The 14559-nt window shown below is 59.7% G+C and carries 9 protein-coding genes; 4 read left to right on the top strand and 5 right to left on the bottom strand.

The genetic code is table 11. From position 1 onward, the window contains the following. Positions 1 to 45: 45 nt before the first annotated feature. The 3 genes from H4V96_RS11600 to H4V96_RS11590 all read right to left on the bottom strand — a co-directional run bounded on the left by H4V96_RS11600 (position 46) and on the right by H4V96_RS11590 (position 5134). The gene (locus tag H4V96_RS11600) at positions 46 to 2349 is read right to left on the bottom strand and encodes a TonB-dependent receptor (RefSeq protein WP_280720941.1); all 2304 of its coding nucleotides are present in this window, start codon (positions 2347 to 2349) and stop codon (positions 46 to 48) included. Between the two features lie 383 nt (positions 2350 to 2732). Continuing rightward, complete coding sequence (locus tag H4V96_RS11595; RefSeq protein WP_196855154.1) at positions 2733 to 3950, bottom strand: MFS transporter; 1218 nt, start codon at positions 3948 to 3950, stop codon at positions 2733 to 2735. A gap of 455 nt (positions 3951 to 4405) precedes the next feature. Beyond that, positions 4406 to 5134, bottom strand: a complete 729-nt coding sequence (locus H4V96_RS11590; RefSeq protein WP_196855155.1) for a hypothetical protein — start codon at positions 5132 to 5134, stop codon at positions 4406 to 4408. Positions 5135 to 5616: 482 nt separating this feature from the next. Between H4V96_RS11590 and H4V96_RS11585 the strand changes: the two genes are divergently transcribed. From H4V96_RS11585 to H4V96_RS11575, 3 genes are all read left to right on the top strand, one after another. Next, complete coding sequence (locus tag H4V96_RS11585) at positions 5617 to 6867, top strand: Hsp70 family protein (protein ID WP_010398504.1); 1251 nt, start codon at positions 5617 to 5619, stop codon at positions 6865 to 6867. A 95-nt stretch (positions 6868 to 6962) separates the two neighbouring features. Further along, positions 6963 to 7592: a 3'-5' exonuclease gene (locus tag H4V96_RS11580; protein WP_010398502.1), complete on the top strand. Its 630-nt coding sequence runs from the start codon at positions 6963 to 6965 to the stop codon at positions 7590 to 7592. Between the two features lie 138 nt (positions 7593 to 7730). Continuing rightward, on the top strand, positions 7731 to 9188 hold the full coding sequence (locus tag H4V96_RS11575) for a hypothetical protein (protein ID WP_334685988.1): 1458 nt from the start codon (positions 7731 to 7733) through the stop codon (positions 9186 to 9188). Positions 9189 to 9248: 60 nt separating this feature from the next. Here the strand turns inward: H4V96_RS11575 and H4V96_RS11570 are convergent, their stop codons facing one another. Further along, a complete protein-coding gene (locus H4V96_RS11570) occupies positions 9249 to 11036 on the bottom strand; it encodes a GGDEF domain-containing protein (RefSeq protein WP_196855156.1) in 1788 nt (595 codons plus the stop codon). A 414-nt stretch (positions 11037 to 11450) separates the two neighbouring features. On the opposite strand from H4V96_RS11570, the gene H4V96_RS11565 reads away from it, so the two are divergent. Continuing rightward, entirely contained in the window at positions 11451 to 13631 is a 2181-nt protein-coding gene (locus tag H4V96_RS11565) for a prolyl oligopeptidase family serine peptidase (protein ID WP_196855157.1), read from the top strand. 180 nt (positions 13632 to 13811) lie between these two features. Here H4V96_RS11565 and H4V96_RS11560 read toward each other — a convergent pair whose 3' ends face one another. Further along, complete coding sequence (locus tag H4V96_RS11560) at positions 13812 to 14387, bottom strand: XRE family transcriptional regulator (protein ID WP_010398490.1); 576 nt, start codon at positions 14385 to 14387, stop codon at positions 13812 to 13814. Between the last annotated feature and the right edge of the window lie 172 nt (positions 14388 to 14559).

The following is a 14559-nucleotide window of genomic DNA, read 5'->3' as shown; positions in this document are numbered from 1 at the left end:
CGCGGCCGTCAGCGGCGACGGCAACCACAGCGGCCCCCGCGTGCCTTAAAGCCTGGCGCTCAAGCCAATTTGAAAGCTGCGGCCTGGCAAGGGCGCAATGTATTTCAGTGGCGAATTGTGCGCCCTGGCATCTTCATCGAGCAAGTTGGTGCCGCTGATAAACACTTCGACTCCGGCAAACGGTGAATTGGGCACCTGGAGTTCGCGGCTCAGCTGAAAGTTCAGCATGGTGTAGCAGTCGAGCGGCACTTCCGTGCCGACACTTTTGCCCAGATACTTTTGCTTGGCATAGTAAGTGCTGGAAACCCTGGCCTTCCAGCCCTTGTTTTGCCACAGCAAATTCGCGCCGTAGCGGTTGGTGGGCATATTGGGCAGATACTCGCCGTCGTTATGCGCGCGCAGCTTGTCCGGATTGTCTGCCTTGTTCTTGACCAGGTCGGCAAATGCGGAGAGATTGAGCTTGCCGTAGTTGCCAAGTTGCACGTCCTGTGACACGTCGAGCTCGAATCCCTTGACCGTCGTATCGGTCTGCTTCCAATACTTCAAGGGCAGGCGGTTTGCCATTTGGGCTCCCGAGTGGCCAAGGTAGAGATAGTTCTCGTACTGCATGACGTAGCCCGTTGCCGACAACTTGAAGCCGCCATTGCCGAACAAGCCGGTAAGTTCGGTATTGCTTGCACGTTCTGCCTTGAGGTTCTGGTTTCCTTCTTCCTGGGCCAGGATCGAATAGTGCCGATTGCTTGCATACAACTCGTTGATATCGGGCGCTCTTTCCGAGTCGGTATAGCGCAGCTTCGCGCCGAAAAGCTGGCCTAGCTTGGCCGAGGCCCCCAGGCTATAGCTGTTCAGGCTGAACGCCTTGTCGTTGAGTTGGGAATTGCTCGCATTTCTCGAGGTCTTGAATCCGCTCTTGCGGATCTCGTGCTCCACTTTTTCATGGCGCAAGCCCGCATCGAAGGTGGCCCAGTCGAAGTCCAGGCTTTCCTTGACGAATAGCGCGCGGCTCATGGTGCTTGCATCGGGAAGGTAAAGTTGCGAGCCGCTACCGGCAATATCTCTGGCCTTGTGGCTCAGGCCAAGCGAGCCGCTCAAGGGCCCTGCGCGCCGGTGCGCAAGCATGAGCTCGGCTTGCCTGGTGTCGAACCGGTAGTCATTCGCCCTGGCAGAGCCAAGAAGTTCTGCCGATGCATTGCTCAGTCGAGATACGCGCAGTTGCGCGCTTTCAATATAGGCGACGGGCTCTCGCAGAAGCGCTTCCAGCGCATATTTATCCTGCTGTATCACCACGCCGACAGGCAGCGCCGCGTCATACTTCGCGCCGAAAGACTTGTTTTCCATGGAAAAGCCGGGCACGCCATACGCGCTATTCTTGGTATCGATACTGACTGCCACGTAACCACGATCGAAAAAATAGGTGCTGCCGACGGCAAAGTGGGAATTGCTGGCATAGCTATTGCCCAGGGTGCCATGGTAATCGGGCGTTACATCCTTGTTGATCTTGTTCTGGGTCATCGATGGCGTACCTGCGACATAAGCGGGGTTAGCCGGGTTGACGTAGGTCTTGCGCTGCCAGACGGACGTCGGCTTATTGGTGTAGAAGGAAAAATCACCGTCCGCCCAGTCCGGATTTTCTGTCATGAATTGATCGATAAAGGGCTGCGAAGCCTTGTTGTAGACCTGCTGGATCCGCGCTTCCTTTTGGCAACTATCGGATAAAAAAATATTCACGCCGCCCTGCGCAGGAAATAGCTGGCTGTTGCACACGCCTGCCTTGCTGTTGCCAGCAATAGCGTAATGCGCGATTTTCTGGAACGACATCTGCAAATTGGTCGAGAAGTGCTGCTGGTCGTTGAAGTTCATGCGCAAGCCCTGGGCGTCGGTATCGTTGTAGCCCTTGCGCAGGACAAATTCCAGGTTCTTTTGCGTGCTCTCCATGGTCCTGGAAATGAGGCCGGAATCGACGTCGACGCTGCCGCCGATCGCATTGCCGCCGAAACGCACGCTATCGGATGATTTGTTGACGGTGACGCTGCGCACGAAAAGCGGCTCAAACGCGATATTGATATCGCCACTGAGCGCATTCATGCCGAGGATGGACTGGCCATCTTCCAGGATCTGCACGCGGCTGCCGCTCAGGCTGCGAATTACCGGCGCGCCCGCATGCGGTCCAAAGGCGCTGCTTTGCACGCCAGAGACATGTTCGAGCATGCCGCCCAGCGTCCTGTTCTGGGCTTGTGTATTGTCGACGACAACGATGTTGTCGATGGCCGTAGGCTTGTCTGCCCGGACGTTGATGCTCTGCACGGTGATGTCCTCTGCCGCGTAAGCGAGCGGGCTAGTAGACAGCATGGCAGCTGCGAATACGTGATGGCGCATAAAAATCTCTAAAAAGCGGGATGGGGTACTGGCGTCGAATGCAGACGCAGCGCAATGGTGTCAATGCAACAGGGTTGCAATAGTAGCTTGCAGACCTTGCTATTGCAAGTTAATTGCATTTGATGGAATTGACCGCTTGAGCCCATGAGTGCTCAGTTGGCGTACTGGCGCACGGAAACGCCCAGCGCAGACAGCCGGCATCTGCCAGCGGCCGTGCGCGCGCTGCAGTCTGGAAAATATTGACGAGGGATGGTGCAGCGTGGCATTGCTGCAAGGCTTGCTGGCGGAGGCGGCCAACGCCGCAACGGGCGATGCGCCATGCAGCCGCCTTGGCAGGCAGCTGCATGGCGCAACCCTTATGCCGCTTGGGCGCTGCCTTGTTGACGGCTGCGGTTTTCCACCAGCACGGAAATACCCAGCACGACGATGCCGCCGCAGGCCAGCATCGCGCCGACCCAGCCCGTCGAGCGCAAACCCATGCCCGTGGCGATGGCGATGCCGCCGGCCCACGCGCCCAGGGCGTTGGCGATGTTAAAAGCGGAATGGTTGAGGGCGGCGGCCACCGTTTGTGCGTCGCCGGCCACGTCCATCAAGCGTGTTTGCACGGCAGGGGCGACGGCGATGCCGGCGCCGATGGCGAACAGGTTGATCGCCGTCAGCCAGACATTGCTGCTGGAGTAGGTGAAGGCCGCCAGCGCGGCCACGTTCCACAGCAGCACGCCAAAGATGGTCCACAGGCGCGAGCGGTCGGCCAGCCAGCCGCCGATCAAATTACCCAGGGTCATGCCGACACCGATGATGGCCAGCAAAATGGAGATGACGAGGGGTGACACTTTCGTAATTTCCAGCAAGGTGGGCGTGATGAAGGTGTAGACGGCGAACATGCCACCGAAGCCGATGGCCACCATCAGCAGGGTCAGCCATACTTGCAGGCGGCGGAACACGCCCAGCTCGCGGCGCGGGCTGGCATCCCCGGCAGCCACCATGGGCACGAAGATGCGCACCATCAGCATGGTCAGCAAGCCCAGCGCGACGACCAACAAGAAGGCCGAGCGCCAGCCCAGAGTCTGGCCGATATACGTGGCCAGCGGCACACCGAAGATATTGGCGACCGTCAAACCCATCAGGACGCGCGCCACGGCCTGGCCGCGCCTGTCCGGTTCGGCCAGGGCGGCCGCCACCAGCGCTGCCACGCCAAAATACGCGCCATGCGGGATGCCGGCCACAAAGCGGGCCACCACCAGCAAGCCGTAGTTCGGGGCGATGGCGCTGAGCAAGTTGCCGCCAGCGAACATCAGCATCAGACAGATCAGCATTAGACGGCGCGGCATGCGCGCCAGGAAGATCGTGATCAGCGGCGCGCCGATGACCACGCCCAGCGCATAGGCGCTGATCATGTGGCTCATTTGCGGCAAGCTTGTGCCCAGGTCGTCTGCCACCACGGGCAAGATGCTCATGGAGGCGAATTCGCCCGTGCCGATGGCAAGGCCGCCGAGGGCCAGGGCCAGGTCGGCATAGCCGGCGCCAAAAGGCGCGGTAATGCGCGGTATCAGGGGATCTACGGAGGCGTGCATGTTCTAGTTGCTCGGGTAAACAATGATTGGGTGGAGAGGCGCTGTGGCCCAGCCGGAAGTCCAGCCGAAGCTGGCCAAGCGCCACCAGAGGCGATGGCCGGCCGTATTTGCGGGCGATAAGAACTGCGCAAAGGCGAGATAGTAAGAGATTCGGGCAGGCCGTGCTGGGCGATGGCTGAAATCTGCTGCACTGCACACACCAGTGACCGTTCTTGTTGTTAACGATAACACGAAATGCGCCCGATGCCGCTACAGGGCAAGCACAGAAAAGGTGGCCAAGGCCGAAATGGACTTCCTTGCATCTTGCTTTACTTACCTTACTCACCTTACTCACGACTGCTGTAGTGCTGACAGACCCGCCACAACGATGGCGTGCAACAAATCCGTCACGTCCTGTGCATATTACCGAACGAGGATCGCTGCCAGCGTAGTCCCGACGATGGCAGCGCGCACTGTCACAGCCATTCGGTGATGCGTGTGCGGTTGCGCAAGGCGTATTGGCGCAAGCGCCACAGCGGCGACGAGACGATAGGCGTGGCGCTATGCGAGGCGTCATGGCCGCACTGGCCGCAGCTGTGGCGCCGGTGCGGGGCCAGCGCGAAGCTGCCCAGGTCCAGGTGCGGATGGCCGCAGCGGGTGCAGTCGCTGCAGTCCAGCGCTGCGCCGGCCTGCAATGCGGCCACATAGGCATGCGCTGCCGGTGGCGTGATATTGAGCTGCACGATGTCGGGCGGGAAGAGACCGGGCAGGGCGCGGCAGTCGATGGCCAACGCGGCCGTGTCGTGCGCCATCAGGGCGTCGCCGTCATCGGCCCTGGCGCGCAGTTGCAGCAAGCCGTCCGGCCCCAGGCGCAAGGTGCTGGCGTGAAAGCGGGCGGGGTCGAACAGCGGCGGATACAGCATATAGCCCATGGGGCTGGCATGCTGGCGGCAACGCAGCAGCTGCGTTGCCAGCTTATCGGCCAGGTCGGCCTGCGTGCCCCAGTAGCATTGATGTGTGCGGCACCAGTGGCGCGCCGCGCCATTGCGAAATTTACCGGCCGGCAGCAGGGCGCACAGCACGATGGCGTCTTCGCCCGCGCCGGCGTGAAAGTGGCCCGTGATGTGGGTGCTGGTGACGGCAAGATGGCCAGTACTCGCTTGCAGGGGCCAGCAAATGCCGGGCAGGGTCAACGGCGTGTCCAATAGGGCCTCATGGCGGGTGGCATGCCAGTCGCTAGATGGCTGGCAAGAGGGTTGGCATAAGGGCTGGCATAAGGATTGGCATAAAAGAGCGCGCCCACATGGGTGGGCTGCCGAACATTGACGCTTGCATGTTGTGCCGAACTCAATAGCCAGAAGGCAATGACCTCGTCAGCCAGGGCTTGAATATGCTCAAGGGTAAACTTTTTGCTTGATTGCCTGGCCCTGGAAGTGAAAAACCTCGCAGCGATGCGGGTTTTTTTCTTTCAGGCGGCGGCCATCATGCCTCGATGCTGCGCGTTCTATGGCGCTGCGCCGGTCGCTTGCCGGGTTTTCCGGCGGACCTTGCACAAGAGTCGCTGTTGTGCGCCGTAGCTACTTGACGTAAAGCAAGCTTGCTGCCTTGCTCGTGGCGCAAGTATTTTTCTGGTGCTATGGCCTGCCTTCTGATAAGATAATGCCCCTTTATTCAGGGAAGGGTCGACATGGCCAATGCTTGCGGCGTCGATTTCGGCACGTCAAATTCCACGGTAGGCTGGGCACGTCCCGGGCAGAGCACCATGCTCGGCCTGGAAGATGGCAAGACGACCTTACCGTCCGTCGTCTTCTTCAATGCGGAGGACGAGGAAGTCAGCTTTGGCCGCGCGGCGCTGGCTGGCTATTTGGCCGGTTACGAGGGGCGATTGATGCGCTCGCTGAAAAGCTTGCTGGGTACCAGTCTCATCGATGGCCAGACGGAAGTGGGCGGGCGCGCGCTGCCATTTCGCATGTTGCTGGCGCAATTCATTGGCGAAGTGAAGCGCCGCGCCGAGCAATCGGCTGGCCGCGAGTTCTCGTCGGCCGTGTTCGGCCGTCCCGTCTTCTTTATCGACGACAATGCGCAGGCCGACCAGCTGGCCCAGGATACGCTGGCTGAAGTGGCCCGTTCCGTGGGCTTCAAGGATGTCGCCTTCCAGTTCGAGCCGATTGCTGCCGCCTTCGACTATGAGTCGCAAATCGACAAGGAAGAACTGGTACTGATCGCCGACATCGGCGGTGGTACGTCCGATTTTTCGCTGGTCAGGCTGTCGCCGCAGCGGGCGAAAAAAGCCGAACGGCGCGACGACATCCTCGCCACCGGCGGCGTGCATATCGGTGGCACGGACTTCGATAAATACCTGAGCTTGTCGTCCGTCATGCCTTTGCTCGGCTATGGCAGCCGCCTGCATAACAATAGCGAAGTGCCTTCCAGTTATTATTTCAACCTGGCTACTTGGCATACGATCAACTTGGCGTACACCAAGAAAATCTGGGTGCAACTGGCCGACGTGTGCCGCGATGCACGCGAGCAAGACAAAGTGAAACGTCTGCAAAAGCTGATCGACGAGCGTGCCGGCCACTGGCTGGCCATGAAAGTGGAAGAGGGCAAGATTGCCCTGTCCGACGCGGCCGAAGTGCAGCTGGAGCTCGAGCGTTTGTCGCCCGCGCACAGCCTGTTGCTCAAACGTGCGCAATTCGACGATGCCATCGCTCACCTGTGTGGTTCCGTGGAAGAAACCGTGCTGCGTTTGCTGCGCGACGCCGGCGTGGCGCCGGAAGCCGTAGACACCGTGTTCTTCACGGGCGGCTCTTCCGGCGTGCGCTTGCTGCGCGAAAAGATCGCTGCCCTGGTACCGGCCGCGCGCAAGGTCGAAGGCGACCGGTTCGGCAGTATCGGCGCCGGACTCGCGCTGGACGCCGTGCGCAAGTTCGGCTGATAAAATGCGGGTGGCGTGTGCGTGGCGGCGTTGCCGCGCCTTGCCCTGCGCATTTTATCGAGACACTTATCGTTGCACCTACGAAAGAGCACCCCATGCATGTGTTTGACAAACCGATCGTCATGATCGACTTCGAGACGACTGGATTGTCACCCGATATGGGCGACCGCATCACCGAAGTGGCTGCCTTGCGCATCGAGGACGGGCGGATCACAGACCGCTATGTGACGTTGATCAATTGCAATGCGCGTATTCCTTCGTTCATCACGGGCTTGACGGGTATCACGCAGGCCATGGTGGATAAGGCGCCGCCCGTGACCGAGGTGCTGCCGCAGCTGCTGGAGTTCATCGGTAGCGATGCCTTGTCGGCGCATAATGCCAGTTTTGATGAAAAATTCCTGCGCGCGGAAAGCGCGAGACTGAACCTGACGCCCGCGCACCGCTCGCTCGTGTGTTCCTTGAAACTGTCGCGTCGCGTGTTTCCGGGCTTGGCCAGCTATAAGCTGGGCTTGCTGTCGAGCCAGTTGGGCATCGCCTTCAAGAGCGCCGCCCACAGAGCCGAGTCCGATGCCGAAGTGGCGGCGCAAGTGCTGATCCATATCGGCCGCCATTTGCGCAGCAACTACGGCATCGCCGATGTCGACGCCGACTTGCTGGTGTCGCTGAACAAGCTGGCGGCCGCGAAAGTGCCGCAATTTTTGCAAAAGCACCCCGCGCGCTCCTAATGTCCGCCGCACGCCTGTTCTGGCGTGCAAGCCCTCTTTTGGCATCAAGGCGGGCTCATCAAAACGATATAATTTTATTATCTTTTTTGAGCCTGCTCAAGTCCTTCCCGTGCATCGAATTTAAAATTTAGGCAACACGTGATTTCGCCGCCCTGGGCCGCCGCTTTGCGCGCTCTGCTGGCAAGCGCGATGTCGATGGGGGCGCACATGGACAAGCACCATACTGCCAGAGACAAGCACCAGGCGTATATCTGGTTTCGCACGGCTGCCGAGCAGGGTAATGCCTACGCCCAGTTCAACCTGGGATTGCTGTACAAGAAAGGCGAGGGTGTGGCGCAAGACGATGCGCGCGCCTTCGCCTGGCTACGCCTTGCCGCTTTGCAAGGCCTGGCTTTCGCGCAGAACCAACTGGCCGCCCTGTATTACCATGGCAGGGGCGTGGCGCAGAGTGATGCAGACGCCGTGTTGTGGTTTCGCCGTGCGGCCGTCCAGGGCGATGCTGCAGCCCAGCAGAACCTGGGGCAGATGTACCGCAATGGGCGCGGGGTACTGCAGAGCGACGAGTTGGCTCTGGCATGGTTTTACCGCGCCTCCGAGCAGGGCATGGCCAGCGCGCAATTCTTGCTCGGTGTAGCGTATGCAAAGGGGCTGGGCGCGGAAAAGAACGATGCGCTGGCCCTGGCCTGGTTCCGCAAGGCAGCCTTGCAGGGCGATGCGCAGGCGCAGCTCAATCTGGGGCTGATCTACAAGCGTGGGCAGGGCGTGGCGCAAAGCGATGCACAGGCGCTGGCCTGGTTTCGCCAAGCCGCTGCCCAAGGCTTGGCTATGGCGCAGCGGCAACTCGGCGTGGCGTATGCGCAAGGTTTGGGCGTGGCGCCCGACCAACTGCGTGCCTATGCGTGGCTGCAGCGGGCGGCCGAGCAGGACGACGCCGATGCCCAGTTCAACCTCGGCTTGATGCTGGCGCACGGCCAGGGCGTGGGCATGGACGAGGCGCGCGCCGTGCTCTGGTACCGGCGCGCCGCCCTGCAGGGCCATTGCATGGCGCAATACAATCTGGGTGGCATGTATGCGGGCGGGCGCGGTATCGTCCGCGATTGGCGCCAGGCGCTGGACTGGTATGCCAGGGCGGCGGCCCAGGGCGCGCCGAATGCGCAGTTCAACCTCGGTGTGATGTATGCCAATGGCCAGGGCATGCAACGCGACGATGTCTGTGCCGTGCGCTGGTATCGCACGGCCGCCGAGCAGGGCGATGTCAGCGCGCAAAACAATCTGGGCGTCATGTATGCGAATGGCCATGGCGTGCCGCCAGACGATAGCCTGGCCGTGCAATGGTATGCGCGCGCGGCCAGCCAGGGCTATGCGCTGGCGCAATACAACCTGGGCGGCATGTATAACAGCGGGCGCGGCGTGGCAAAGGATTTGCTGTGCGGCTACATGTGGCTGGCGCTGGCGGCCGAGAGCGGCGATAGCGCGGCGGCCATGGCCAGGGAAGCGGCCGCCGCCAGGCTGGAACCGGCACAGTTACAGGAAGCGCAACAGCTTATGCGGCAATGGCAGCAGGGTCGCTTTCCGCCGCTGCCGCCGCGCCACTGACGTCCAGCGCCGGTGCGCGCATGAGCGTGAGTTCGTCGAGCAATACCGCAATTTTCCCGCTTAAGGCCCCAGGCTCGCCATGCCCGTGCCTTGGCGCCGGTCGAGGAACAAGCTGTTGCCGTGGATCTTCTTCGCCTGCTTCTTCGCTTCGGCCGCCTGTGTGGCAATCTGATGGTGCGTGTAGTACTGGTGCGCCCCGACCTTGATGACGCCCAACGATAAGCTGATCAATGAATAAAACACTTTTTTCCCCTGCCGGTCTTCGCTGATGTAGCCGCCCCGTTCGCAGTCTCCCGTGCTGTGATAGGCGAGGATGGCGGTAGCAAAATGCTCGAGTATGGCCTGGCAGCGCACTTCCCAGTCTTCGCTCTGGAATAAAATCATGAAATCGTCGCCGCCGATGTGGCCGATGAAGTCGCGGTTCGGGTCGCAATGGCTGCTGAGGATTTCCCCCGTCAACTGGATCACGTCGTCGCCCTTGCGGTAGCCGTACACATCGTTGAAGGGCTTGAAGTGGTCGAGGTCGCAATAGCAGACCCAGAAACGGGCGGCGCTGTGCAGTAAACGGTCGATATGCTCGTTGATGGGCACGTTGCCGGGCAGTTGCGTCAACGGATTGGCATAACGCGCCGCATTGATCTGCATCTGCGTGATTTCGCGCATCAGGTCGTGACCCGTGCCCATGCCCAGGTAGCGGCCCTGTTCGGTAATGATGAAACCGTTGAACAGATGGTGGGCGTCGGATTGCACCATGGTGTAGCTGAGTTCCTGCAAGCTCGTCTCGTGGTCGGCAATCAGGGGCGTGGCATCCATGAACAGGCTGCACGATTTCTTGCCGTACAGTTCGCGCTGGTAGGGGCGGGCGAAGTGGTCGATCATCACGAAGCGACTGATCAGGCCTAGCGGCACGCCATTGTCGACGACGGGAATGATCATCAGCTTCGGCTCCTTCAGGAAGATCTGGTATACCTCGTTATTGTTTTTCTCGGGCGAAACGGCGGCCACCTGGTGCAGCAGCTTGCGGATGCTGGCGCCGTTCTTTTCAAGGCTGCTGCGCTGTGGATACACGGCTACGCCATTGCGCCCCAGCGCCTGTAGCACTTCGGCCGGCAGGGCGCGTGCCGGTACTGCATTCGGTCGGCCCAGGTGATAGCCTTGTCCGAACGCCACGCCCAGGTCGCGCAAGACCAGCAATTCCGTTTGTGCCTCGATACCTTCGGCGATCACCAGGGTGCCTGACTTTTCCGCGATTTCCTGGATCGAGCGCACGAATTGCAGTTTTACCGGGTCATTATTGATGCCCTGAATGAAATGCATATCGATTTTCACGTATTCAGGGCGCAATTCTGACCACAGCCGCAGACTGGAAAAGCCTTCGCCCAGGTCGTCGATGGCTATCTGGAAACCCATGTTGCGGTAATGCAGCACCGCTTCGCGCATCAGTTCGTAATCGTAGGTGGGCTGGTTTTCCGTCAGCTCGATGATGACGCGGTCCGGGTTGATGCCGATGTGCTCGATGTATCCCAGGGTTTCTCCATGGCGCGCATTGCGCAGCAGCAAGCATTCAGGGCTGACATTAAGAAACAATTTCCCTGGCAGTTGCAGTTCTGCAAAGCGCTCGAGCACCACTTGCCGGCACAGATGTTCCACTTCCAGCGTCAGCCCATGTGCGCGCGCCACCTTGAACAGATTCATCGGCGCGTGCAGGGGGCTATCCGAAGGCCCTCGTATCAAGCCTTCGTAGCCGATGATGTCGCCGCTGTGCATGTGGATGATGGGTTGGAACAGGGCGCTGAGCTTGCGCCCTGCCAGGATCTCGTGCAAGGCATTCGTTGCCTCGATGGACATGGAGGCAGAATGTGGCTTCAGGTAAGCTATATTCGATGGTATCGCGCCGGGCGGCGCGGCGGTGGCGGAAGGGAGGGCGAGAGTGTGCATAGGAGGATGTGGCGGCACGGCCTCTGGACGGGCCATGAACATATGAGCATGGTAACGAAGATTTATGACGGCTTGATGAAACGGGTTTGCTTTTGATAATGTTTCTTGCCTGTCCGTCAGTGTGCCAATTCTCGCCAATACAGTAATTTGTGACGGTAGTTCACCGCATTTCCCCAAACAAAAGACGGCAAATCCAGCAGATAACTGTGCTTTAAAAGTATCAATCCGCGCTATGATTTCTCTTGGCGAAAGTCAACATGGGCAGCCGCGCCGTACGTTTGAGCGGCTTGCTTTCTTCGACATCCAACAATGAGACAACCACCCATGCAATTACGTAGTACAACCCTCATATTGAGCTTGCTGGCCGCTTTTGCTGGCAATGCCATGGCGCAATCGTGCCCAGCCGACGATAGCGCTCCCGTGAAGTATCCGGTCAGCAAAAAAGTCGACCAGCAAGACAGCTATTTCGGCACCACCATCGCTGATCCCTATCGCTGGCTGGAAGATGCCAACAGCGCTGAGACGGGCGAGTGGGTGACGGCACAAAACCAGCTGACGCAGTCGTATCTGGGCACCATCGCCGAGCGCGCCACGATCAAGCAGCGCCTGACCAAGCTGTGGAACTATGAGCGTTTTTCTACGCCAAGCAAGCAGGGCGGGCGTTACTTCTACAGCCGCAACGACGGCTTGCAAAACCAGGCCGTGCTGTACACGGTTAAAAAACTGACGGACGAACCGCGTCTGCTGCTGGACCCGAATACCCTGTCCAGCGATGGCACGGTGGCGCTGGCCGGTACCTCGATCAGTCCGAATGGCAAATACCTGGCCTATGCCACGTCCGCTTCCGGTTCCGACTGGAACGAGTGGAAAGTGCGCGACATCGAATCGGGCAAGGATTTGACGGACCACATCAAGTGGGCCAAGTTCTCCGGCGCTTCGTGGACCAAGGATAACCAGGGTTTCTTCTACAGCCGCTATGACGCGCCAAACGAAGCGACCAAGCTGGCCGATATCAATTACTTCCAGAAATTGTATTTTCACAAAATCGGCACGCCGCAAAGCGATGACGTACTGGTCTTCGAACGTCCTGACCAGAAAGAATGGGCATTTGGTGGCAGCACCGTCAGCGACGACGGCAATTACCTGATCATCACGGCCACGCAGGGTACGGAACGCAAGAACCGTGTCTTTTACAAGGACTTGCGCCAGAAGAACGCCAAGGTGGTAGGCTTGCTCGAAGCGTTCGACGCTGCGTATGCCTTCATCGACAATGACGGCCCGGTATTTTTCTTCAAGACGGACAAGAATGCGCCGAAATCGCGCGTCATTGCCATCGACACGCGCAAACCTCTGCCTTCCGACTGGAAGGAAATCGTGCCACAAAGCGCGGAAACCCTCGTTGCCGTCAACCTGATCAACAATCAACTGGTGCTCGACTACCTGAAAGATGCGCAAACGCAAATCAAGATCGTCGACCTGAAGGGCAAACTGGTGCGTGAAGTGGCGTTGCCGGGCATCGGTTCGGCCGGTGGCTTTGCGGGCAAACGTGGCGATACGGAAACGTTCTACTCCTACACCAGCTTTACCACGCCAGCGACCATCTACCGCTACGATATGAAGTCGGGCAAGAGCACGATGTACCGCCAGCCAAAAGTCGATTTCGATCCCAACGCCTTTGAAACGCGCCAGCAATTCTTTACCAGCCGCGACGGCACCAAGGTGCCGATGTTCATCGTCTCGAAAAAAGGCATGAAGCTCGATGGCACGAATCCGACCTATTTGTACGGCTATGGCGGCTTCAACGTTTCGCTGACACCAAGCTTCTCCGTGGCCAATCTTGCCTGGGTGGAAATGGGCGGCGTCTATGTGATGGCCAACCTGCGTGGTGGCGGCGAATATGGCGAAGCCTGGCATCAGGCTGGCACCAAGCTGAACAAGCAAAACGTGTTCGACGATTTTATTGGCGCCGCGCAGTGGCTGGTGGACAACAAAGTCACCTCGCCATCCAAGCTGGCGATCGGCGGCGGCAGCAATGGTGGCTTGCTGGTGGGCGCGGCCATGACGCAGCGCCCGGATTTGTTCGCTGCGGCCATCCCGCAAGTGGGCGTACTCGACATGTTGCGCTTCCACAAGTTCACCGTGGGCTGGGGCTGGGTGCCTGACTACGGCTCGTCCGATGACGCCGAGCAGTTCAAGGCACTGGTGAAATACTCGCCGCTGCACAACCTGAAGGCGGGCGGTTGCTATCCGGCTACCATGATCACCACGGCCGACCACGACGACCGCGTCGTGCCGGCCCATAGCTTCAAGTTCGCTGCCGCTGCCCAGGCAGCGCAAGGCGGCGCGGCACCCGTACTGATCCGCATCGACAGCAAGGCCGGCCATGGCGCCGGCAAGCCGACGACCAAGCAGATCGAAGAAGTGGCCGATCGCTGGGGCTTCCTCAGCCGTTCGCTGAAGATGACGCCGGTAGTGGCGGAGCCAGCCAAGGTGGCGGCGCAGTAATCTGCTCATCTTTCTGTCTTGAAAAGCGCGGGTGCAGTTGGCCCGCGCTTTTTTACGTCCGATGCCAAGGCGCGATGCGTGCCAGCAGCCCCTTTTCAGACATCGACTGAAAGCTTAAATGATCGAGGCCGCCCACGTCGATGCCGAACGATGCCGAATTGACGCAGTTGCTGGCGAGGCTTATCGGTGGATGACCACGAGTAAGGCCTTGCCTTCGGTCTTGCCCAGATTCCGGATAGTATGCGGCTGGTCCGCCGGATAGCGCGCCGTGCCGCCATTTTTGACCTTTTTCTTCGCCATGCCTACTTCCAGTTCCAGGTTGCCGTGGATCACTGTCAAATGCTCGGTGGTGCCCGGGTCATGCGGCTGCGACGCCAGTTCCCCGCCCGGCGCCAGGGTCACTTCATACCACTCGTATTTGCCGGCCAGTTCCATCGGCCCCAGAATGCGCAGCACGTAGCCCGCATGGTCGCCTGGCAGGGTGGGGGTTTCGTGGGCGTCCGTGATGCGGATGGTTTCCACGGTTTTTTCTGCGTTGGAGAGTAATTCGCCGATCTGTACCCCCAGGGCGTTGGCCAGTCGCCACGTGATGGCGATGGTGGGATTGGCTTTTTCGCGCTCGATTTGCGACAGCATGGACTTCGAGACGCCCGCGATGCGCGACAAATCTTCCAGTGTCAGGCCGCGCGCCAGGCGCAGCCGTTGCAGTGTTGCACCCACTTCGGGTGGAGAATTGGTCGAAATGCTGGTTTTCATCGGCAGGTGGCTTGCAAAGTTCAGTAGGCTTGGGTAATATCCACTATATTGAATTTCAGTTCGACATAGTGGATTTTGAGGAAAAGCACGGAAACGTGTAGACTTCAAACAGCGCTTCACGGTACAGCATACTGCGCGCACCGGTCAAGCGGCTGCTGTTCCCCTATGGCCG

This window comes from Janthinobacterium sp. CG_23.4 (assembly GCF_029892305.1).
In the GTDB taxonomy this organism is placed as follows: domain Bacteria; phylum Pseudomonadota; class Gammaproteobacteria; order Burkholderiales; family Burkholderiaceae_D; genus Janthinobacterium; species Janthinobacterium lividum_D.
This window is presented reverse-complemented; position numbering and strand designations above follow the sequence as displayed.

What these genes read in the sequence shown, in the direction of transcription:
- H4V96_RS11600 (WP_280720941.1), bottom strand. Translation starts at nt 2,349, where the DNA reads ATGCTGTCTACTAGCCCGCTCGCTTACGCGGCAGAGGACATCACCGTG.
- H4V96_RS11595 (WP_196855154.1), bottom strand. Translation starts at nt 3,950, where the DNA reads ATGCACGCCTCCGTAGATCCCCTGATACCGCGCATTACCGCGCCTTTT.
- H4V96_RS11585 (WP_010398504.1), top strand. Translation starts at nt 5,617, where the DNA reads ATGGCCAATGCTTGCGGCGTCGATTTCGGCACGTCAAATTCCACGGTA.
- H4V96_RS11580 (WP_010398502.1), top strand. Translation starts at nt 6,963, where the DNA reads ATGCATGTGTTTGACAAACCGATCGTCATGATCGACTTCGAGACGACT.
- H4V96_RS11570 (WP_196855156.1), bottom strand. Translation starts at nt 11,036, where the DNA reads ATGTCCATCGAGGCAACGAATGCCTTGCACGAGATCCTGGCAGGGCGC.
- H4V96_RS11565 (WP_196855157.1), top strand. Translation starts at nt 11,451, where the DNA reads ATGCAATTACGTAGTACAACCCTCATATTGAGCTTGCTGGCCGCTTTT.
- H4V96_RS11560 (WP_010398490.1), bottom strand. Translation starts at nt 14,387, where the DNA reads ATGAAAACCAGCATTTCGACCAATTCTCCACCCGAAGTGGGTGCAACA.